This window comes from Pseudomonas sp. DW-iso17, from assembly GCF_058725345.1.
Genome location: NZ_JBZXEA010000044.1, coordinates 24,903 through 49,622, shown reverse-complemented (window position 1 = coordinate 49,622; position 24,720 = coordinate 24,903). Strand labels below are relative to the sequence as shown.

Here is a 24,720-nt window from a genome sequence, read left to right as displayed (position 1 = left end):
CTGTGCGGCGCCCCCCATTCCCCCGCTAATTTTTCCCCGCCCGGTTCGTTTTATAGGGACGACGTGCCTTTGTGCTTCCCGCCTATTGCCCCGGATTCCAAGAAATGAATGCTGAAGACTCCTTGAAACTTGCTCGCCGGTTTATCGGGCTGCCTCTGGAAAAACGCCAACTGTTCCTGCAAGCCTTGCAGAAAGAAGGCGTGGATTTTTCAAGGTTTCCGATTCCGGCAGGGGTGGAGGTGGAGGACCGCCAGGCGCTGTCCTACGCGCAGCAGCGCATGTGGTTTCTATGGCAGTTGGACCCGGCCAGCGGCGCCTACAATTTGCCTGGCGCAGTGCGCTTGAGGGGGGCGCTGAGCCTGCCAGCGCTGGAGCAAGCGTTCGCCAGCCTGGTGGCGCGTCACGAAACCCTGCGCACGGTGTTCCAGCGTCAGGCTGATGAGCGGCTGGCGCAGGTGGCGGTGGAGCCGTCGGTGACCGTCGAGCACCTGGACTTCACCGCCTTGGCCTTTGATGCGCGTGAGCAGGCCGTCAACGCCGCCGCCACCCGTCAATCGCTGTTGCCGTTCGACCTGGAACACGGCCCATTGCTGCGCGTGCAACTGCTCAAGCTTGCCGAGCAGGAACACGTGCTGCTGCTGACCCTGCACCACATCGTCTCCGACGGTTGGTCGATGAACGTGCTGATCGACGAATTCATCCGTTGCTATGACGCCCATGAGCGCAACGAAGCGCCCCAACTGCCAGCGCTGCCCATCCAGTACAGTGATTACGCCCTGTGGCAGCGCCGCTGGCTGGAAGCGGGCGAGCAGGCGCGCCAATTGGAATATTGGCAGGCTCGCCTGGGCGATGAACATCCGGTCCTGGAGCTGCCCACCGACCACCCGCGCCCGGCCATGCCCAGCTACCAGGGCACACGGCATAACTTCGCGATTGCGCCGGCACTGGCCGCGCAACTGCGCAGTTGCGCGCAAAAACACAACGTTACCCTGTTCATGCTGCTGCTCGGTGCCTTCAATGTGCTGTTGCACCGCTATACCGGCCAAAGCGACATCCGTGTCGGTGTGCCGATTGCCAATCGCAATCGCACCGAAGTCGAGGGGCTGATCGGGTTCTTCGTCAACACCCAGGTGTTGCGCACCGAACTGACCGGGCAAACCCGGGTTGCCGAGTTGCTGCAAGGTATCAAGGAGCATGCTCTGGGCGCCCAGGCCCATCAGGAGTTGCCCTTCGAACGGCTGGTGGAAGCGCTGAAAATCGAGCGCAGCCTGAGCCACACGCCGCTGTTCCAGGTGATGTATAACCATCAGCCGGTCGTCGCCGACATCGCCTCGGTCAGCACCGCATCGGGGCTGGAATTGGCCCTGGTGGAATGGCAAGGCCGCACCACCCAGTTCGACCTGACCCTGGACACCTATGAAAAGTCCGGCACCCTGCATGCCGCGCTGACCTACGCCAATGACTTGTTCGATACGCCCACCATCGAGCGCATGGCCCGGCACTGGACCCGCCTGCTGCAAGCCATGGTGCTCGATGGCGAACAGCGCATTGGCGAATTGCCCATGCTTGACGCGGCTGAACAGCAACGGCTGGTCCACAGCTGGAACCAGACCACCGAGGCGTACCCGACCGAGCGCGGGATTCATCACCTGATCGAAGACCAGGCGCGGCGCAGCCCCGATGCACCGGCACTGGTGTTCGGTACCACCACCTTGACCTACGCCCAACTGGATGCGCGCGCCAACCAGTTGGCCCATGCCCTGGGCGAGCAGGGCGTGGGGCCCGACGTGCTGGTGGGTATCTGCATCGAGCGCTCCATCGAAATGGTGGTTGGCCTGCTGGCGATTCTCAAGGCCGGTGGCGCCTACGTGCCTCTCGACCCTGAGTATCCCCAGGAACGCCTGGCCTACATGATCGAAGACAGCGGCATACAACTGCTGCTCAGCCAGCAGAGCCTGCTGGCGTCGCTGCCCGTCGCCGGTATCCAGTTGATTGCCCTGGACCAGCCGGCGCTATGGCTCGACGGCTACAGCAGCGAATCGCCGAACGTGGCCTTGCATGCCCTGAACCTGGCCTACGTGATCTACACCTCGGGCTCCACCGGCAAGCCCAAAGGCGCCGGCAATAGCCATCGCGCCTTGGTCAACCGCTTGAGCTGGATGCAACAGGCGTATGGCCTGGTTGCCAATGACGCGGTGTTGCAGAAAACCCCGTTCAGCTTTGACGTGTCGGTGTGGGAGTTCTTCTGGCCGCTGATGACCGGCGCCCGCCTGGTGGTCGCGGCGCCTGGCGAACACCGTGAACCGGCGCGCCTGATCGACACCATTGGCCGGCACGCCATTACCACCTTGCACTTCGTGCCGTCGATGTTGCAGGCGTTTATCCATGAGCCGGGCGTACAGGCGTGCGCAAGCCTCACGCGCATTATGTGCAGCGGCGAAGCCTTGCCCCTGGACGCGCAACAGCAAGTGTTCGCCAAGTTGCCCGCTGCGGCGCTGTACAACCTCTATGGCCCGACCGAGGCGGCTATCGACGTCACGCACTGGACCTGCATCGACGAAGGCGCCGACAGCGTGCCCATCGGCCGCCCCATCGCCAACCTCGGCACCTACGTGCTGGACGCACAACTCAACCCGGTGCCGGCCGGTGTCAGTGGCGAACTCTACCTGGGCGGCGTTGGCCTGGCGCGCAGTTACCACCGACGCCCGGCGTTGACTGCCGAACGTTTCGTGCCCAGCCCGTTCGTGACGGGCGAGCGCCTGTATCGCACCGGTGACCGCGTGCGCCAACGCGCCGATGGGGTGATCGAATACCTCGGCCGCCTCGATCATCAGGTCAAATTGCGCGGCTTGCGTATCGAGCTGGGCGAAATCGAAGCACGCCTGATGCAGCATCCACACGTGCGCGAAGCCGTGGTACTGGTACAGGGCGGCAAGCAGTTGATCGCCTATCTGGTGCATGCAGGCGAGGCGCCAACGGACCTCAAGGCCTGGTTGCTCGGCAGCTTGCCGGAATACATGGTGCCGACGCATTTCATTGCGCTGCCCAAGCTGCCGGTGACCGCCAACGGCAAGCTCGACCGCAAGGCGTTGCCAGCGCCGGATGCGGCTCAGCCGCAGGCATTTGTCGCCCCCCAAGGCGACCTGCAAACAGCCCTGGCTGCCATCTGGAGCGACGTGCTGGGCGTTGAGCAGGTCGGCCAGGATGATAACTTTTTCGAGCTGGGCGGCGACTCGATCATCTCCATCCAGGTGGTCAGCCGCGCGCGTCAGGCCGGCATTCGCCTGAGCCCGCGTGACCTGTTCCAGTACCAGAGCATCCGCAGCCTGGCGCTGGTGGCGCGCTTCGAGCAGGTCAGCCTGATCGACCAGGGCCCGGTCAGTGGCGAGGTGATGCTGACGCCCGTGCAACACAGTTTTTTCGCCCAACCGATCCCGGCGCGGCATCACTGGAATCAATCCTTGTTGCTGGTGCCCGGTGAGGTGCTTGAGCCTGCACGGTTGGAGGCCGCGCTGGCGCGGTTGATCCAGCATCACGACGCTCTGCGCCTGCGCTTTGTGCAGCAGGCTGACGGCTGGCAGCAGAGCCATGCCGCCGATGTCAGCGAATCGCTGTTGTGGCAATGCCAGGCCAGCACCGACGCTGAACTGGCGGTGTTGTGTGATGAAGCCCAGCGCAGCCTTGACCTTGCCCAAGGCCCGCTGCTGCGCGCCGCGTTGGTGAATTGGGCCGATGGCAGCCAACGTTTGCTGCTGGTGATCCATCACTTGGTGGTGGATGGCGTGTCTTGGCGCATCCTGCTTGAAGACCTGCAACAGGCTTACCGAGAGCAGGTGCTGCCGGCAAAAACCAGTGCCTACCAGCGCTGGGCGCAACAGCTGCACCGCCACGCGCAGACCGTCGAGGAGCAACTGCTGTACTGGAAAGCCCAGTCCATCGACGCCGAACTGCCGTGTGATCACCCCGAAGGCGGCCTGCAAAACCGCCTGGGTGCCAAGCTGGAAACACGCCTCGACGTCGAGCACACCCGCCGACTGCTGCAAGACGCGCCAGCGGCCTATCGCACCCAGGTCAACGACCTGCTGTTGACCGCCCTGGCGCGGGTGATCAGCCGTTGGAGCGAGCAACCTGCTGCGCTCATTCAATTGGAAGGCCATGGTCGCGAAGACCTCTTCGACGACATCGACCTGAGCCGCACCGTCGGCTGGTTCACCAGCCTGTACCCGGTGCGCCTGCATGCCAAAGGCGAGTTGCCCGAGGCGATCAAAGCGGTCAAGGAACAACTGCGCGCCGTGCCCGACAAAGGCCTGGGTTACGGCCTGTTGCGCTACCTGGGCGCGCCACACGCGCAGGAAAGCCTGGCGAACCTTACCGCGCCGCGCATCACCTTCAACTACCTGGGCCAGTTCGACCGTCAGTTCAACGAGTCGGCACTGTTCGTGCCGGCCAGTCAGGGCAGTGGCCAGGCCCAGGATCCAGAGGCGCCGCTGGCCAACTGGTTGACGCTGGAGGGTCAGGTGTATGGCGGCGAGTTGTCGTTGCAATGGGGGTTCAGTCGGGAGATGTTCGAGGCGGCGACTGTGCAGCGGTTGGCGGATGAGTACGCAGCCGAACTCAAGGCGTTGATCGAGCATTGCTGTGCCACGCCGGCAGGCCAGGTGAGCCCGTCGGATTTCCCGCTGGCACGCGTCACCCAGCAGCAGCTGGATGCCTTGCCCGTAGCCGGGCCGGCGATTGCCGACCTTTGTCCGCTGTCGCCGATGCAGCAAGGCATGCTGTTCCACACCCTGTTGGAACCCGAGGCCCAGGCCTACATCAACCAGTTACGCCTCGACATCGAGGGCCTTGATTTGCTCGCCTTCGGGCGTGCCTGGCAGGCTGCGCTGGATCGTCACGACATCCTGCGCAGCAGCTTCCATTGGCTGGGCCTGGACAGTGCTCATCAGCTGATCCAGCGCCAGGTCGACCTGCAACTGCAAGTGATCGAAGACCCCGACGCCGATTTCGACACCCTGGCCCAGGCCGAACGCGAACGCGGTTTTGCCCTGAATGCCGCGCCGCTGTTTCGCCTGACGCTGGTGCGCGGTGCCGGTGCGGCCTGGCACTTTATCTTCACCAGCCACCACATCCTCATGGACGGCTGGAGTAACGCGCAGTTGCTCGGTGAAGTCATCGCTCACTATGCGGGGCAGGCAGTGCCGGCGCCGCTCGGGCAGTTCCGCGATTACCTCGCCTGGCTGCAACAACAGTCCTCGGGCGAAGCGTTCTGGAAAACAGCCCTGGCGGCATTGCCGGCGCCGACTCTGCTGGCGCAAGCGCTGCGCACGCCGGTAGTCGGGGTGGGCATGGCTGACCATCACGTAGCACTGGAGAGCGACTTTACCCGCCGCCTCGGCGAGTTCGCACGCCAGCACAAAGTCACCCTCAATACCCTGCTGCAAGGGGCTTGGAGCCTGTTGCTGCAACGCTACACCGGCCAGGACTGCGTCGCCTTCGGTGCCACCGTGGCCGGGCGTTCCGCACCGCTGCCGGGGATCGAGCAGCAACTAGGCCTGTTCATCAACACCTTGCCGATCATCAGCGCAGCCTCGCCAGCCCAGTCGGCCGCGACGTGGCTCAGCGAACTGCAAGCGCTCAACCTCAGCCTGCGCGACCATGAACATGTGCCGCTCTACGACATCCAGGGCTGGGCCGGCCAGCAAGGCGCGCTGTTCGACACCTTGCTGGTGTTCGAGAACTTCCCGGTCGCCGAGGCGCTCAAGCAAGGCGCGCCGGCCGGCCTGACCTTCGGTCACCTGCACAACCATGAGCGCACGCACTATCCATTGACCCTGGGCATCGAACTGGGCGCCAGCCTGCGCCTGGAATTCAGTTATGACCGTGCCCAGTTCAGCGAGGCGCACGTGGCGCAGTTGAGCGCCAACCTGCAACACCTGCTGGCGCAATTGCTCGCAGACGCTCACATGCCGCTGGGCAACCTGCGCCTTCTCGACGCCCCTGCGCAACGGCAGATGCTCGCTCTGAGCCGCTCAGCCGCAGCGCCCCAGGCCAACGAACGCGTGCACCAGCGTATTGCAGCCCAGGCCGAGGCGACGCCAGACGCCCTGGCTGTACAGGCCGGTGATGCCAGCTTGAGCTACGCCCAGTTGAACCAGCGTGCCAACCGCCTGGCCCATCGCTTGTTGGCGCTTGGCGTCGGCCCCGGCCAACGGGTGGGCCTGGCTTCGCGGCGTGGCCCGCAGTTGATCGTCAGCCTGCTGGCAGTGCTCAAAAGCGGGGCGGCCTACGTACCGCTGGACCCTGAATACCCAGCGGAACGTTTGGCCTATATGCTCGCCGACAGCCGCCTGGACGTGTTGCTCAGCGAAACCGGCTTGCTCGCCGACTTGCCTTTGCCCCGCGGCCTGACCCGCGTGGATTTCAGCACCAGTGGCGACGAACTGACCGGCTACCCGACGACCAATCCGCCTAATCACGCGGCGGCGGCTGACCTGGCCTATGTGATCTACACCTCTGGCTCCACCGGCCAGCCCAAGGGCGTGGCCATCGACCATGCCGCCCTCGGCCAGTTTTGTGACAGCGCCACGCTGTACAGCCGACTGAGCGCCGAAGACCGCGTGTTGCAGTTTGCGACCTTCAGTTTCGATGGTTTTGTCGAACAGTGCTTCCCGCCCCTGTGTGCGGGCGCGGCGTTGATCATGCGTGGCGATGAACTCTGGGATGCCGGGCAACTGGCGCAAGAGATTGTCGAGCAGGGCGTGACCCTGGCCGATTTGCCCGCCGCCTACTGGTACCTGTTGGCGCAAGAGTGCGCCGAGCACCGTCGCTCCCTGGGCAAGCTGCGCCAGGTGCATGTGGGCGGTGAAGCCATGTCAGTGGAGGGCGTGCGTGCGTGGTACGCCGCGGGCTTGGGCAATGTGCGCCTGGTCAACACCTACGGGCCGACCGAAGCCACGGTGGTCTCCAGCGTGCATGAGTGCCAATTGGCCGATGCCAACGACGCCTACGGCGTGCCAATCGGGCAGGCGATTGCCGGGCGCGGCCTGTATGTACTCGACAGCGGTTTCGAACTGTTGGCCACCGATGGCGTGGGCGAGCTGTGCATTGGTGCCGAGGTTGGCTTGGCGCAACGCTATTTCGACCGCCCGGCGCTGACCGCCGAGCGCTTCTTGCCGGACCCGTTTTGCGCCACGCCCGGTGCGCGGCTTTATCGAAGTGGCGACCTGGCCCGGTATAACCCGGCGGGTGCGCTGGAGTACGTCGGGCGTATCGACCATCAAGTGAAAATTCGTGGCCTGCGTATCGAAATGGGCGAAATCGAAGCCAGCCTGCAAGCCTTGCCCAACGTGCGGGAAGCCGCCGTGCTTGCGCAGCCGAGCGCGACCGGCGTGCAGTTGGTGGCGTACGTGGTGCCCGCCGAAGGCCAAGCGCTGGAGGCACAGGCACTGGCGGCGCGCTTGCGCCCGACGTTGCCGGACTACATGGTGCCGGGCCATTGGGTGTTCCTCGATGCCTTGCCGTTGAACCACAACGGCAAGCTCGACCGCCGTGCGCTGCCCACACCCGACCTGAACCAGGCCAGCGCCGCCTACGTGGCGCCGCAAAGTCCATTGCAAATCCAGTTGGCGGCGATCTGGCAAGCAGTGTTGCAGGTCGAGCAGGTTGGCCTGGAAGATCACTTCTTCGAACGCGGCGGCCATTCCTTGCTGGCCACCCAAGTGATCTCCCGGGTGCGCCACGATCTCAAGGTGGAAGTGCCGTTGCGGGCCCTGTTCGAGCAGCCGACGCTGGCAGCCTTTGCTGCGGCTTGCGCAGGTGTGCAGGTCGATACGGCGCCCGTGATCCAGGCAGTTGGCCGTGACCAGCCGCTGGCGTTGTCCTTTGCCCAGGAGCGGCAGTGGTTTCTCTGGCAATTGGACCCCACCAGCGCGGCCTATCATGTGCCCATCGCCTTGCACCTGCGCGGTGAACTCGACATCGCGGCGCTGGAGCGCGCCGTTGAGGCCCTGGTGCAGCGCCATGAACCGCTGCGCACCACCTTTGTGGAGGCGGGCGAGCACACTGTGCAAGTCATCCACCCAAGCCTGGCCGTGCCGGTTGAACAACAAAAGGTCGACGTCGGCGCTATCGAGCAGGCGGTCACCGAAGAGATCCAGCGCCCGTTCGACCTGCGCAACGGCCCGCTGATGCGCGTCAAGTTGCTGATCGTCGCGCCTGATCACCATGTGCTGGTCATTACCCAGCACCACATCATCTCTGACGGCTGGTCGATGCAAGTGATGATCGACGAGTGGGTGGCGCTGTACCAAGGCAGCGCAGGGTTGCCGGCCTTGCCGATCCAGTACGCCGACTACGCCCAGTGGCAGCGCGACTGGATGGCGGCTGGGGAACAACAACGCCAGCTCGATTACTGGTGCGCTCGTCTGGGGCACGAACATTCGTTGCTGGACCTGCCCCTGGACCATCCACGCCCCGCAGTGCAGAGTCATCGTGGCGCGCGCCGCCAGATTCATCTGGAGCGTGCGCTGCTGACTGAACTCAAGGCCCTGGCCCAGCGTCAGGACGTGACGCTGTTCATGCTGTTGCTGGCCTCGTTCCAGACCTTGCTGCACCGCTACAGCGGCCAGGCACAGGTGCGTGTCGGCGTACCGGTCGCCAACCGTAATCGCTTCGAAACCGAGCGACTGCTGGGCTTTTTCGTCAATACCCAGGTGCTGCAAGCTGACGTGCACGGGCAGATGCCGTTCGACCAGTTGCTGGCCCAGGTCAAGCAGCGTGCCCTGGAAGCGCAGGCCCATCAGGACCTGCCGTTCGAGCAGCTCGTGCAAGTGTTGCAGCCCGAGCGCAGCCTCAGCCATAACCCGCTGTTCCAGGTGATGTTCAACCATCAGGACAGCCTGCGTTCAGCCCCGGTGCAATTGCCCGGCCTGGCTTTGCAGCCCGTGGATTGGGCCGGTCACAGCACTCAGTTCGACCTGAACCTGGAAACCGAGGAATCGGTGGACGGTCTCTGGGCCTCGCTGACTTACGCCACGGATCTGTTTGACGTGGCGACCGTGGAGCGCTTGGCCGAGCATTGGCAAAACCTGCTGCGCGCAGTCCTGCAGGATGCCTCGGTGGCCTTGGACGACCTGGCGATGCTCAGCCCGTCGCAATGGCAGCACATGGTGCACGACTGGAACCGCAGCGACACCGACTACCCACGCGAACGCTGCGTACACCAGTTGTTTGAGGCCCAGGCCGCGGCGCAACCCGACGCCATCGCGCTGCACTTCAATGACGAGCACCTGAGCTACGGCGAACTCAACCGTCGCGCCAATCGGCTGGCCCATCGTCTGATCGACATGGGCGTCGGCCCGGACGTGCTGGTGGCAGTACACGTGGAGCGTTCCTTGGACATGGTGGTTGGCTTGCTCGCGACCCTCAAGGCCGGTGGCGCCTATGTGCCGCTCGACCCACAATTCCCGGCAGAGCGCCTGGCCTACATGCTTGAAGACAGCCGCGCCCGGGTATTGCTGACGCAACCGCACCTGCAGGGGCACCTGGCGCAGCCGCACGGCGTGCAGGTGCTGATGGTGGAGGAGGCCGGCACAGCGCAGCACAATCCCCAGGTTGCCGTGACACCGGAGCATCTGGCCTACGTGATCTACACCTCTGGCTCCACTGGCAAGCCCAAAGGGGTGATGGTTCGTCACAAGGCGCTGTGCAGCTTCACCAGCGGCATGGCCGGCACGTTGAGTATCGGCCAGGATGCGCGGCTGTTGTCGCTGACCACCTTCTCGTTCGACATCTTCGCCCTGGAGCTGTATGTGCCGCTGAGTGTCGGCGGTACCGTGTTGCTGAGCACCCAGGCAACGGCCCTCGACCCCGAGGCGATCCTCGATCTGGCCCAGCGTCAGGCGGCGAATGTGCTGCAAGCCACGCCTTCGACCTGGCGCATGTTGCTCGACAGCCCACGGGCTCATTCACTGCGTGGCATCGCCTGCCTGTGCGGTGGCGAAGCGCTGCCCGTCGATTTGGCCCAGCGCATGCTCGACCTGCAAGGCCCGCTGTGGAACCTCTATGGCCCGACGGAAACCACCATCTGGTCGGCGGCTCATCGTTTGCATCAGGCATTGCCGTTCGTTGGACGGCCCATCGCCAATACCGGCTTGTTCATTCTCAATGCCGGTCTCACGCCATGCCCCCAAGGTGTGTCCGGTGAGCTGCTGATCGGTGGTGTCGGCCTGGCGCGCGGTTACCACGGGCAGCCGGCGCTGACCGCCGAACGCTTCGTGCCCAACCCGTTTGGGGCTCCGGGCGAACGCCTGTACCGTACCGGCGACCTGGCACGCTATCAGGCGGACGGCGTGGTGGAATACATCGGCCGTGTCGACCATCAGGTCAAGGTCCGGGGTTTCCGTATCGAGCTGGGTGAAATCGAAGCCTGCCTGCGTGAGTTCGACGGCGTACGCGAAGCCGTGGTGCTGGCCGATAACGACCGGCTGATCGCTTACCTGGTCAGCACCGCGCCGCAGGCACCGCAGGTGTATAAAGCCGCGCTGCGCGAGCGTCTGCCGGACTACATGGTGCCCGCGCAGTGGCTGTTCCTCGACAGCCTGCCGCTGACCCCCAACGGTAAGCTCGACCGCAAAGCACTGCCCAAACCGGATGCCAGCCTGTCGCTCAAAGGCCATGTAGCGCCCGTCACCCCGCGCGAGCAGCAGGTGGCGGCGATCTGGGCCGAGGTACTGGAATTGCCCCGTGTGGGCCTCGACGATCATTTCTTCGAGTTGGGCGGGCATTCATTGCTGGCCACGCGGGTGGTGTCACGGGTGCGTCAGGCCCTGGCGCTGGAGGTCCCACTCAAGGCCTTGTTCGAACAGCCGCTACTGGGTGATTTCGTGCAGGCCTTGGGCGAGGAGGGCGTCACCGCGCCGGCGCTGATCAAGGCCGATCGCACGCAGCCACTGCCGCTGTCTTATGCCCAGGAGCGCCAGTGGTTCCTCTGGCAACTGGACCCGGCCGGCGCCGCGTATCACATCCCCAGCGCCTTGCGGTTGCACGGGCCGTTGGACCTGACCGCGCTGCAAGAGAGCTTTGATAGCTTGCTGGCTCGCCATGAAAGCCTGCGCACGTATTTCCGTCAGGACGCCACCGGCGCGGTTCAAGTCATTGACGCCCAGGGCCGGGTCGATATCGAGCAGGTCGACAGCGACTATGCCGGCCTCAAGGCGCGGGTCGCGCAGGTGGTCGCCCAGCCTTTCGACCTGCTGCGTGGGCCGCTGCTGCGGGTTACCTTGCTGCGCCTGGCCGAGGACGACCACGTGCTGGTGCTGGTGCAGCATCACATCGTCTCTGACGGCTGGTCGATGCAGTTGATGGTCGAGGAGTTGGTGCAGGCGTATGCCGCTAACAGCCAAGGCCAGGACGTGCAATTGCCGGCGCTGCCGATCCAGTACGGCGATTATGCCGTGTGGCAGCGCGGTTGGATGGAGGCGGGGGAGCAGGCGCGTCAACTGGCCTACTGGCGCGAGCAGTTGAGCGGCGAGCAACCGGTGCTGGAGTTGCCGTTCGACCATCCGCGCCCGGCACAGCCAAGCCATCGCGGCGCACGCTTGGGTATCGAGTTGCATCCGGAGTTGTTGGGCAGGTTGCGCGCATTGGCGCAGCACGCTGGCGTCACGCTGCCGATGCTGCTGTTGGCGTCTTACCAAGCGTTGCTGCATCGCTACAGCGGCCAGGAAGATGTGCGCGTGGGCGTGCCGATTGCCAACCGCAATCGCCTGGAAACCGAGGGGTTGATCGGCTTCTTCGTCAACACCCAAGTGCTCAAGGCCGATATCCACGGGCAAATGAGCAGCGAGCAATTGCTGCACCAGGTGCGCCAGCGTTCCCTGGAGGCCCAGGCTCACCAGGACCTGCCGTTCGAACAGTTGGTGCAGGCATTGCAACCGGAGCGCAGCCTTAGCCTGAGCCCGTTGTTCCAAGTGTTGTTCAACCACCGTGTGAGCGCTGCCGACAGCCATCTGCATCGCCTGGCCGACCTGCACGTCGAAGTCCTGGATCTGGACGAAGGCGTGGCCCAGTTCGACCTGGCGCTGGATGTGGAAGAAAGCCCGACGGCCCTGCGTGCCTCCCTGAGTTATGCCACCGACTTGTTCGCCGTGGCGACCATCGAGCGCATGGCCGGGCATTGGCAGAACCTGTTGCGGGCAATGGCGGTCGACCCACAGCAGCCCATCAGCCAATTGAGCCTGCTGGGCGAGGATGAGCAGCAGCAGATTCTTGAGCTGTGGGACCAGACCGACGCCGGTTTTTCAGCCGAGTGCCTAGTGCACGAATTGGTCGGCGATCGCGCCCGGCAAACCCCGGACGCAGTGGCGGTTAAATTCGACGCGCAAACCCTGACTTACGGTGAACTGGATCGCCAGGCCAACCGCCTGGCCCATGCCTTGATCGCCCGTGGCGTCGGCCCGGAAGTGCGGGTGGCCATCGCCATGCCGCGCAGTGCCGAGATCATGGTGGCGTTCCTGGCGGTGATGAAAGCCGGTGGCGTGTATGTGCCGCTGGATATCGAATACCCACGTGATCGCCTGCTGTACATGATGCAAGACAGCCGTGCGCAACTGCTGCTGACTCACAGCCGGGCGTTGCAGCAACTGCCAGTCCCCGAGGGTCTGGATACCCTGGCGATTGATCGCACCGAAGAGTGGGCCGGTTACAGCGATACGGCACCGGATGTGGCGCTGGACGGCGACAACCTCGCCTACGTGATCTACACCTCCGGTTCCACCGGTTTGCCCAAGGGCGTGGCGGTGGCTCATGGGCCGTTGGTGGCGCATATCATCGCCACTGGCGAGCGTTATGAAACCTCACCGGCCGATTGCGAACTGCACTTCATGTCGTTTGCTTTCGACGGCTCCCACGAAGGCTGGATGCACCCGCTGATCAACGGCGCCAGCGTGTTGATCCGGGACGACAGCCTGTGGCTGCCGGAATACACCTACGAGCAGATGCATCGCCATAACGTGACCATGGCGGTGTTCCCACCGGTGTACCTGCAACAGTTGGCCGAACATGCCGAGCGCGACGGCAACCCGCCGGCGGTGCGGGTGTACTGCTTTGGCGGTGATGCCGTGGCTCAAGCCAGCTACGACCTGGCGTGGCGCGCGCTGAAACCCAAATACCTGTTCAACGGCTACGGCCCGACCGAAACCGTGGTCACGCCGCTGCTGTGGAAGGCACGCAAGGGCGACCCCTGTGGCGCCGTCTACGCGCCGATCGGCACCTTGTTGGGTAACCGCAGTGGCTACGTGTTGGATGCGCAACTGAACCTGCAACCCATCGGCGTAGCCGGCGAGTTGTACCTGGGCGGCGAGGGCGTGGCCCGGGGTTATCTGGAACGTCCGGCGTTAACCGCCGAACGCTTCGTGCCGGACCCGTTCGGCAAGCCCGGCAGTCGCGTATATCGCAGCGGCGACCTGACCCGCGGGCGTCCGGATGGCGTGGTGGATTACCTGGGGCGTGTGGACCATCAGGTGAAGATCCGCGGTTTCCGTATCGAACTGGGGGAAATCGAAGCGCGCTTGCGTGAGCAAACCAGTGTCGGTGAAACCGTGGTGGTGGCCCAGGAGGGGCCGACCGGCAAACAACTGGTGGCCTATGTGGTACCGGCCGACGCCAGCCTGGCCGACCAGGTTGAGTTCCGTGACACCCTGCGTCGTGCCCTGAAAGCCGACCTACCGGACTATATGGTGCCCAGCCACTTCGTATTCCTGGCGCAGATGCCGCTGACCCCCAACGGCAAGCTCGACCGCAAGGGCTTGCCGCTGCCGGATGCGAGCCAGATGCAGCAGCAGTACCTGGCCCCGCAAACCGAGCTTGAGCAGCAGATCGCCACGATCTGGGCCGACATCCTGCACCTGCCGCAAGTGGGCCTGAACGACAACTTCTTTGATGTCGGTGGCCACTCCTTGCTGGCGATCCAGATTACCTCGCGGGTGCAGGCCGAGCTCGGCCTGGACGTACCGTTGATGGAACTGTTCCAGACTGAATCGCTGCGCGCCTACGTGCAGGCCGCAGCCACTTTCCGCGCCGGCAGCGTGGAAGATTTTGATGACCTTCGTGACTTTTTGAGCGAACTAGAGGCGATTTGAACCATGCTTTCCAACCCTAATATCGACCTGGTGTCGCGCTTTCTTCGCTTGCCTCTGGAGCAGCGCCAGCAGTTTTACCAGCGCCTGCAAAGCCGGGGCATGAGTTTCGCTCAACTGCCGATTGCTCCCACCCGCCACGACAGCGACACACCGACGTTGTCTTACGCCCAGGAACGCCAGTGGTTCCTTTGGCAACTGGACAAGGACAGCACCGCCTATCACATCCCAGGCGCCCTGCGTTTGCACGGGCACTTGGACCTGGCAGCGTTGCAACGCAGTTTCGACAGCCTGCTAGCCCGGCATGAAAGCTTGCGCACGCAATTGGTCGATGACGGTCAACGCCTGTGGCAGGCAGTGATGCCGCAGGCACGGGTGCAGATCCAGCAGGCGCACGTCGACCAAGCGCAGTTGATGGCGCGGGTGGAAGAGGAGGTGGCGCGGCCGTTCGATTTGCACCAGGCCCCGTTGTTGCGTGTGACGCTGTTGCAACTGGCCGAGGATGAGCATGTGCTGGTGATGGTGCAGCACCACATCGTCTCCGATGGCTGGTCGATGCAGGTGATGGTGGAGGAACTGGTGCAGCTCTACGCCGCCCATAGCCAGGGCCATGACCTGCAACTTCCGGAGCTGCCGATCCAGTACGCCGACTACGCGCTGTGGCAACGCGGCTGGATGGAAGCCGGGGAACAGGCGCGCCAACTCGCATATTGGCAGGCCCTGCTGGGCGGCGAGCAACCGGTGCTGGAATTGCCGCTGGACCGTCCGCGCCCGGCGCAGCAAAGCCATCGCGGTGCAAGCCTGCAGGTGCATCTGCAACCGACGCTGGTGGCGGGGCTCAAGCGCCTGGCGCAGCAAGAGGGTGTGACCGCGTTCATGCTGCTGCTGGCGTCGTTCCAAGCCCTGTTGTATCGCTACAGCGGGCAGTCGGATATCCGCATTGGCGTGCCGAACGCCAACCGTAACCGTGTCGAAACCGAGCGGCTGATCGGCTTCTTCGTCAACACCCAGGTACTCAAGGCTGACCTTGACGGGCAGATGCGCTTTGCCGAGCTGCTGCAACAAACCAAACGCCGAGCCCTGGAGGCCCAGGCCCATCAGGACCTGCCGTTCGAACAACTGGTGGTGGCGTTGCAGCCCGAGCGCAGCTTGAGCCACAACCCATTGTTCCAGGTGATGTTCAACCACCAGACCGATGCCCAAGGCGGCCGCGAAGGCCAGCAGTTACCGGGCCTGCGTGTGGTGGAACTGGACTGGGACAGCCAGACCACCCATTTTGACCTGAGCCTGGACACCCATGAATCCGCCGACGGGCTTTGGGCCGCGCTGACCTACGCCACCGACCTGTTCGACGCCGCCACCATCGAGCGCTTGGCGCAACACTGGCAACACCTGCTGCAGGCGGTGGTGAGCGCACCCCGCAGCCGCCTCTGTGAACTGCCAATAGTGGGTGCCGCTGAGCAACACAGGATGCTCCAGGACTGGAACACCCCGGCCGGTGTCACCCCCTTTGAGGCTGTACACCGGCTGTTTGAAGCCCAGGCTGATCAGCAGCCGGAACGTCAAGCCCTGGCCCTGGATGAGCAGACCCTCAGCTATGGGGAACTGAACCGTCAGGCCAACCGCCTGGCGCATTATCTGCTGGCTCAGGGCGTCGGCCCTCAAGGGCTGGTGGGGATCGCCGTGGAGCGCTCCTTTGCCATGGTGGTCAGCTTGCTCGCGGTGCTCAAGACAGGAGCGGCCTATGTGCCGCTGGACCCTGAGTACCCCCGCGAACGCCTGGCGCATATGCTTGAGGACAGTGGTGTGGGCCTGGTGTTGACCCAATCCCACCTGCATGGGCGCCTGCCGTTGCCGGCCCAGGTGCTGGCGGTGGACATCGACCGGGTCCAGGCGCAGTTGGCGTTGCGTGCCGACGATAATTTGCCGGTTGAGGTCGAGCCCCAGGGCCTGGCGTATGTGATCTATACCTCCGGCTCCACAGGCAAGCCCAAGGGGGTTGCCATCAGCCATGCAGCACTGAGTGAGTTCGCTGGCATCGCGGCGGATTACTCGCAGTTGGTTGCCCAGGACCGAGTGTTGCAGTTTGCCACCTTGAACTTCGACGGTTTCGTCGAGCAGCTGTACCCGGCGCTGACCCTTGGTGCCACCGTGGTACTGCGTGGCCCGCAGTTGTGGGACGGTGCCGAGCTGTATCGGCAGATCATTGCCCAGGGCATTACCCTGGCCGACTTGCCCACGGCCTACTGGAAGCTGTTCCTGCAAGATTGCCTGGCAGCAGGCCCAAGGACCTATGGTGCCTTGCGCCAGATCCATATCGGCGGCGAAGCCATGCCGTTGGACGGCCCGCTGTTGTGGCAGCGCGCCGGGCTCGGCCATGTGCGCTTGCTCAATACCTACGGGCCTACCGAGGCCACCGTGGTTTCCAGCGTGCTGGACTGCACTGACCCGAGCGCCGTCAGCGCCGGCGGTGCCAGCCCCATTGGCCGGGCGCTACCAGGGCGTGGCCTGTATGTGCTGGACCGTGACCTGAACCTGCTACCGCTGGGCGCCGTGGGTGAACTCTATATCGCCAGCGCCAATGGCTTGGCCCGTGCGTATTTGCAGCGGCCGGGCCTGACCGCCGAGCGCTTTGTCGCTGACCCGTTCAGCCCATCCGGCGAGCGCCTGTACCGCACCGGCGACCTGGCGCGCTATCGCGCCGATGGTGTGGTGGAGTATGTCGGGCGGGTCGATCACCAGGTCAAGGTCCGTGGTTTTCGCATAGAACTGGGTGAGATCGAAACTGTGCTGCTGGCCCAGGACAGCGTGCGTGAAGCGCTGTTGCTGGCTGCCGACAACCAACTGCTGGCCTACCTGGTACCTGCGCAGACGCTGTCTGAAACCGAGCGCGCCGAGGTGGGCGAACAGCTGATGGCCACCTTGCGCGACCACCTGCCGGACTACATGGTGCCGGCGCACCTGATCTTCCTCGAGCGCATGCCGCTCAACCCCAACGGCAAGCTGGATCGCCAGGCCCTGCCCAAGCCAGATGCCAGCGTGGAACAACAGGATTGGCGGGTGCCGGTCACCCCGTTGCAACAACAGGTGGCGGCGATCTGGGCGGCTATTCTGGGGGCCGAACGGGTGGGCTTGAACCAGCACTTCTTCGAACTGGGCGGGCATTCCTTGCTGGCGATGCAGGTGGTGTCACGCATCCGCCAGACGCTGAGCCTGGAAGTGCCGCTCAAAGCCGTGTTCGAACACCCGCGGCTGGAGGCGTTTGTCGCGGCCATGCAAGCCCAGGAGAGCTCATCGCCAACGGCGCCGGCCCTGCTGTCGGCCGGGCGCGTGCAGCCGTTGCCGCTGTCTTACGCCCAGGAGCGACAATGGTTTCTCTGGCAACTGGAACCCCACAGCGCGGCGTATCACATTCCCAGCGCGCTGCGCCTGAAAGGGCAATTGGACCTGGCTGCGTTGCAACGCAGTTTCGATAGCTTGCTGGCGCGTCATGAAAGCCTGCGCACCCATATCCGCCAGGATCACGACGGCGCGGTGCAAGTGATTGAGCCGCCAATGTCCTTGCCGATCACCCAGGCCGATGCCGATGAAGCCCAGCTCAACGCCAGGGTGCAAGCGCTGATCGCCCAGCCGTTCGACCTGCAAGAAGGCCCGTTGCTGCGTGTCACGCTGTTGCGCCTGGCCGCCGACGAGCATGTGTTGGTGTTGGTGCAGCATCACATCGTCTCTGATGGTTGGTCGATGCAGTTGGTGGTCGAGGAACTGGTGCAGTTGTATGCCGGTTACAGCCAGGGCCAGGACGTGCAGTTGCCGGCGCTGCCGATCCAGTATGCCGACTACGCCGTATGGCAGCGCAGCTGGATGGACGCCGGTGAGAAGCAACGTCAACTGGCCTACTGGCGTGAGCTGTTGGGCGGTGAGCAGAGCGTGCTGGAGTTACCGTTCGATCACCAGCGCCCGGCTGTGCAGAGCCACCGCGGCGCACGCCTGGCATTCGAGCTGACGCCGGAACTCACTCAGGGGCTCAAGGCTTTGGCCCAACAGCAGGGCGTGACCCTGTTCATGTTGTTGCTGGCATCGTTCCAGACCTTGTTGCACCGCTACAGCGGCCAGGAAGAAATACGTGTCGGCGTGCCGATTGCCAACCGCAATCGCAGCGAGACCGAGCGCTTGATTGGCTTCTTCGTCAACACCCAGGTGCTCAAGGCCGATGTGCATGGGCAGATGAGTGTCGAGCAGTTGCTGCAGCACGTTCGGCAACGCGCCCTGGAAGCCCAGGCCCACCAGGATTTACCGTTCGAACAACTGGTCGAAGCCCTGCAACCTGAGCGTAGCCTGAGCCACAACCCGCTGTTCCAGGTCATGTTCAATCATCAGACTGACGTCGGCCAGGCTCAGGTTCAGCACCAATTGCCAGGGCTGCGGGTAGAAGGGCTGGATTGGGACAGCAAGACCGCACATTTCGACCTGGACCTGGATATTCAGGAGTCCACCGAAGGTATATGGGCCACCTTGGGTTATGCCCAGGACCTGTTCGAAGCCAGCACCGTGCAACGCATGGCGCGTCACTGGCAGAACCTGCTGCAAGGTATGGTCGCCAACCCACGACAGCAGCTCAGCCAGTTAAGCCTGCTGGACGCGACCGAACAACAACAGATCCTGCAACTGTGGAACCGCACGGAGTCTGGTTTTTCGGCCGAGCGCCTGGTGCACGAATTGGTCGGCGATCGCGCCCGCGAAACTCCGGACGCAGTGGCGGTGAAATTCGATGCTCAAACCCTGACTTACGGCGAACTGGATCGCCAGGCCAACCGCCTGGCCCATGCCTTGATCGCCCGTGGCGTCGGCCCGGAAGTGCGGGTGGCCATCGCCATGCCGCGCAGTGCCGAGATCATGGTGGCGTTCCTGGCGGTGATGAAAGCCGGTGGCGTGTATGTGCCGCTGGATATCGAATACCCACGTGATCGCCTGCTGTACATGATGCAAGACAGCCGCTCGAAATTGCTGTTGACCCATTCGGCCGTGCAACACCGGTTGCCGATCCCGGACGGCCTCGACATCTTGGCGGTGGATCAGGTGCAAGCCTGGTCGGATTACAGCGATACGGCCCCGGATGTGGCGCTGGACGGCGACAACCTCGCCTACGTGATCTACACCTCCGGCTCCACCGGTTTGCCCAAGGGCGTGGCGGTGTCACACGGCCCGCTGGTGGCGCATATCATCGCTACCGGCGAGCGCTATGAAACCTCGCCGGCCGATTGCGAGCTGCACTTCATGTCGTTCGCTTTCGACGGCTCCCACGAAGGCTGGATGCACCCGCTGATCAACGGCGCCAGCGTGTTGATCCGGGACGACAGCCTGTGGCTGCCGGAATACACCTACGAGCAGATGCATCGCCATAACGTGACCATGGCGGTGTTCCCACCGGTGTACCTGCAACAGTTGGCCGAACATGCCGAGCGCGACGGCAACCCGCCGGCGGTGCGGGTGTACTGCTTTGGCGGTGATGCCGTGGCTCAAGCCAGCTACGACCTGGCGTGGCGCGCGCTGAAACCCAAATACCTGTTCAACGGCTACGGCCCGACCGAAACCGTGGTCACGCCGCTGCTGTGGAAGGCACGCAAGGGCGACCCCTGTGGCGCCGTCTACGCGCCGATCGGCACCTTGTTGGGTAACCGCAGTGGCTACGTGTTGGATGCGCAACTGAACCTGCAACCCATCGGCGTAGCCGGCGAGTTGTACCTGGGCGGCGAGGGCGTGGCCCGGGGTTATCTGGAACGTCCGGCGTTAACCGCCGAACGCTTCGTGCCGGACCCGTTCGGCAAGCCCGGCAGTCGCGTATATCGCAGCGGCGACCTGACCCGCGGGCGTCCGGATGGCGTGGTGGATTACCTGGGGCGTGTGGACCATCAGGTGAAGATCCGCGGTTTCCGTATCGAACTGGGGGAAATCGAAGCGCGCTTGCGTGAGCAAGCCAGTGTCGGTGAAACCGTGGTGGTCGCCCAAGAGGGGCCGACCGGTAAGCAACTGGTGGCCTATGTCGTACCACTGGACCCGACGCTCCTGGATGATGCTGTCGCTCAATCCACCGGTCGCGAAACCTTGCGGCGCGCCTTGAAAACCCGCTTGCCGGACTACATGGTGCCGACGCATTTGATGTTCCTTGAGCGTATGCCGCTGACCCCCAACGGCAAGCTCGACCGCAAGGGCTTGCCGCTGCCGGATGTGAGTCAGATGCAGCAGGTGTATGTGGCGCCCGAGAGCGAGTTGGAGCAACAGGTGGCGGCCATCTGGGCCCAGATCCTGGGCGTGGAGCGTGTCGGTCTGGCCGATCACTTTTTTGAATCGGGGGGGCATTCATTATTGGCGATGCAGGTAATTTCGCGCCTGCGTCAACTGTTGGGTCGGGAAGTACCCCTCAGAACAATGTTTGAGCAACCGCGACTGCAGGGGTTTGTCGAGACCCTGTGCAACTCCCATGAATCACAGGCAAGTGTGCTTCAGATCCTGCCGGTCAGCCGTCAACAGCCGTTGGCGCTGTCTTATGCCCAGGAGCGCCAGTGGTTTCTCTGGCAATTGGATCCGCACAGTGCGGCCTACCATGTACCCAGCACCTTGCGCTTGCGTGGCTGGCTGGATCATGCGGCTTTGCAACGCAGTTTCGACAGTCTGGTAGCCCGTCATGAAAGCCTGCGAACGCAGGTACATCAGGACGAAGGGCAGGCCTTCCAGATAATCCGTGAAAACGGCACTGTGGCCATCCTTCATGAGCAGGTCAATGAGGCGGACCTGCAGCGTCGGGTAGAGACCGAGATCGCGCAACCTTTCGATCTGCAGCAAGGGCCGTTGCTGCGCGTAACCTTGTTGCGCCTGGCCGAAGACGACCATGTGTTGGTGCTCGTGCAGCACCATATCGTTTCCGATGGCTGGTCAATGCAGGTGATGGTGGATGAGTTGGTGCAACTTTATGCCGCCTACAGCCAGGGCCAGGACCTGCAACTGCCGGCATTGCCGATTCAATATGCTGACTATGCCCAGTGGCAGCGTGACTGGATGACGGGTGGTGAACGCGATCGGCAAATGGGTTACTGGCAGGCTCTGCTTGGCGGTGAGCCGTCAGTGTTGGAGCTACCCCTTGATCGGCCGCGACCTTCGGTGCAGAGCTTTCGTGGTGCAAGCCTGGAGATCAAGCTTGCACCGGCATTAGTGGCGGGGCTCAAGGCCCTGGCGCAGCGTGAGGATGTCACGCTGTTCATTGTTTTGTTGGCGTCGTTCCAGGCTCTACTGCACCGCTACAGCGGGCAGCAGGATATTCGCGTGGGTGTGCCTATTGCCAATCGTAACCGGGTCGAAACCGAGCGCCTGGTAGGTTTTTTCGTCAACACCCAAGTGCTAAAGGGCGATTTCGATGCGCAGATGACGGTCACCCAGCTGTTGCAGCAGGCCAAGCACCGGGCGTTGGACGCCCAAAGCCATCAGGACTTGCCGTTCGAGCAATTGGTCGAAGCCCTGCAACCTGAACGCAGCTTGAGCCGCAATCCGTTGTTTCAGGTGCTTTTCAATCATCAGAGTCAAGCGCGTCTAGCCAGTACGAGCCAGCAACTACCCGACCTGAGGATTGAAAGCTTGGAGTGGGGCACGCAAACCGCTCAGTTCGATTTGAGCCTGGACACACAGGAAACCGTCGATGGGCTATGGGCAACCCTGACTTATGCGACCGACCTGTTCGATGCCGCCACGCCCAATCGCATGGCGCGCCATTGGCAGAACCTGTTGCAGGCCATGTTGGATGACCCTCACCAACGTGTCGCTCAGCTACCGCTATTGGAACCTCTTGAGCATCAGGTGATAGTCGAACAGTGGAACGACACGGCGCAGGATTATCGGTTGGAAGACAGCGTGCAGAGGCAGATCGAAGCGCAAGTGCGGCGCACACCGAATGCCCAGGCTTTGGTGTTTGGCGCTCAGACACTGAGTTATACGCAGTTGAATGCACGAGCCAATCGATTGGCGCACCGCTTGATCCAGGCCGGTGTCGCGCCTGATGTGTTGGTAGGTGTGGCGATGGAACGCTCCATTGAAATGGTGGTAGCACTTCTGGCTGTGCTTAAGGCAGGTGGCGCCTATGTGCCGCTGGACCCGGACTACCCGCGCGAACGCCTGGCCTACATGCTGCAAGACAGCAACGTACCGCTGCTGCTGACGCAGGCGCATTTGTTACAGGCCTTACCGGTCAGCGCGCCCTCGCACTGTCTGGTGGTCGAGCCCGACGATCACTGGCTGAGCGAGTATGCCGATACCGATCCTGATGTGGCCGTAGACGCGGAAAATCTCGCTTACGTCATTTACACCTCCGGTTCCACCGGCCAGCCGAAAGGGGCGGGTAACCGCCACTGTGCGTTGACCAATCGGCTGCTATGGATGCAACAGGCTTATACGCTCGGCGCCGAAGATACGGTGTTGCAAAAGACACCGTTCAGTTTTGACGTATCGGTATGGGAGTTTTTCTGGCCCTTGATGACCGGTGCACGGCTGGTGGTAGCGGCCCCTGGAGATCATCGAGATCCATCGAAGTTGGTGGAGTTGATCAATCGGCACCAAGTGACCACCCTGCATTTCGTGCCTTCCATGCTGCACGCATTCCTGCAGGATTCACAGGTGGCCAGCTGTCAGGGGTTGCGCCGTATCATCTGTAGTGGCGAAGCCTTGCCGGTGGGGGTGCAGCAACACGTATTCGCCGAGCTGCCGAATACGGGCTTGTTCAACCTGTATGGACCGACTGAGGCTGCGATTGATGTGACTCACTGGACGTGCGTCGATGAGCATCGTGACAGCGTGCCGATTGGCAGACCCATTTCCAATCTGCGCACTTACGTGCTGGATGCGCAGTTGCAGCCAGTCGCGGTGGGCATTGCGGGCGAGTTGTACCTGGGGGGCGTCGGGCTGGCACGCAGTTACCATCGACGTCCCAGCCTGACCGCAGAGCGGTTTGTACCGTGCCCGTTCCAGCCTGGCACGCGGTTGTATCGTACCGGCGACCGGGTGCGACAGCGCAGGGATGGCGTGATCGAATACATTGGGCGCCTGGATCATCAAGTAAAACTACGCGGTTTGCGCATAGAGCTGGGTGAGATCGAGGCGCGCTTGCTGGAGCATCCACTGGTGCGCGACGCCTCGGTGCAAGTGCATGAAGGCAAGTATCTCGTTGGGTATGTGGTGCTGCAGGATTCGACACTCGCCTGGCGTGATGCACTGAGCACTCATTTATTGGCACATGTGCCGGACTACATGGTGCCTGCGCAGTGGGTACTGCTGGACCATATGCCACTGAGCCCCAACGGCAAACTGGATCGCAAGGCGTTGCCTGCGCCGGATTCAAACTTGCACGAACGGCACTTCGTCGCAGCGCGCAATACGCTGGAGCAAACACTTGTAGCCATTTGGCGCGAAGTCCTGGAGCTTGAGCAGGTGAGTGTCGAAGATAACTTCTTCGAGTTGGGCGGGCATTCGTTGCTGGTCTTGATGCTCAAGGAGCGCATCCGCAAAGCTGTTGGCGTGGAGCTGTCGGTGAGTCAGTTGATGCTCAATCCGAGCGTCGCAGGGCAGGCGGCTTGCCTTGAGGGAAGCGCTGGCAGTTCGTTGATCGTGAGACTCAACAGTCAAAGCCGTGGAACACCGTTGTACCTGTTCCATCCCAGCTATGGCTCGGTGCATTGTTACAAGGCGATTGCCCTTGCGTTGCGTGAGCACAGGCCGGTGATGGGGGTGATGTGTCGCGCCTTGGCCGAGGAGGGCAGCGAGGTGCCAGCCTGGGCTGCAATGGTCGAGGACTACACGACGCAATTGTTGAAGGCTCAGCCCGAGGGTCCGTTCCGTTTGGCCGGTTGGTCGCTGGGGGGCAACCTGGCGATGGAAGTCGCCTATGGCCTGGAGCAGGCGGGCCGACAGGTCGAGTGTGTTGGCTGGATCGACGCATCCCCGCCGCAGTGGGTCAAGCCGTTTTGGGATACGGCGGTGATGGTTGACGAAAGAGATATTTCTGCCAATGAACGGCGTGTGGAACTGTTGGAGGTGATGTTCCCTGAGTTCTCCCAGCAGATTCATGCCCACTGGTCCGAGCTGCAATGCTTAGAGGCTGCAGAAGGCGAGCAATGGACTGCATTCAGCCACTGGGCCGAGGAAACCCTGGGCTCGCGTTTTGGCGAGCTCAAGGATGAGTTGCTCAGTGGCCACGAAGCGCAGATTTCCTGGGAGGTTGACCGCATTCTCGGGCAGCGCCTGCACGATGCCGACTTCAAGGCGATCAAGGCACCGATAAGTTGCTGGTGGGCGACCTTGAGTCGTACTGGGGTACATCATCAATTGATTGAGGCGAGCATGCTGGAAGTTGCCGTGCAATCAACGATCGAGCGCTCAGTGTTGATCGAGACCAGCCATGACCGATTAATCGATAACGCAGAGTTCGTCCATAGCTTCGCTGCCGCGATGAGCTGACCAGAGGCCAATATGAAAAGCCCCCAGTCACCTTGAGCGACTGGGGGCTTTTTTATGGCCCTATCTATAATTCGGACAAACAAACCGCCCC

General features: G+C 63.0%; 2 protein-coding genes. Both read left to right on the top strand.

Translation table 11 applies throughout. The annotated features are described in order from the left end of the window. Nucleotides 1-104: 104 nt before the first annotated feature. Nucleotides 105-14,138 (top strand): non-ribosomal peptide synthase/polyketide synthase, encoded by a 14,034-nt coding sequence (locus AC4PS6_RS22510; RefSeq protein ID WP_336826956.1) that lies wholly within the window; start codon nucleotides 105-107, stop codon nucleotides 14,136-14,138. A 3-nt stretch (nucleotides 14,139-14,141) separates the two neighbouring features. Beyond that, a complete protein-coding gene (locus AC4PS6_RS22505; protein ID WP_336826955.1) occupies nucleotides 14,142-24,629 on the top strand; it encodes an amino acid adenylation domain-containing protein in 10,488 nt (3,495 codons plus the stop codon). Nucleotides 24,630-24,720: the final 91 nt, after the last annotated feature.

Excerpts from the sequence above, each read along its gene's own strand:
- AC4PS6_RS22510 (WP_336826956.1), top strand. The coding sequence starts at position 105 with ATGAATGCTGAAGACTCCTTGAAACTTGCTCGCCGGTTTATCGGGCTG.
- AC4PS6_RS22505 (WP_336826955.1), top strand. The coding sequence starts at position 14,142 with ATGCTTTCCAACCCTAATATCGACCTGGTGTCGCGCTTTCTTCGCTTG.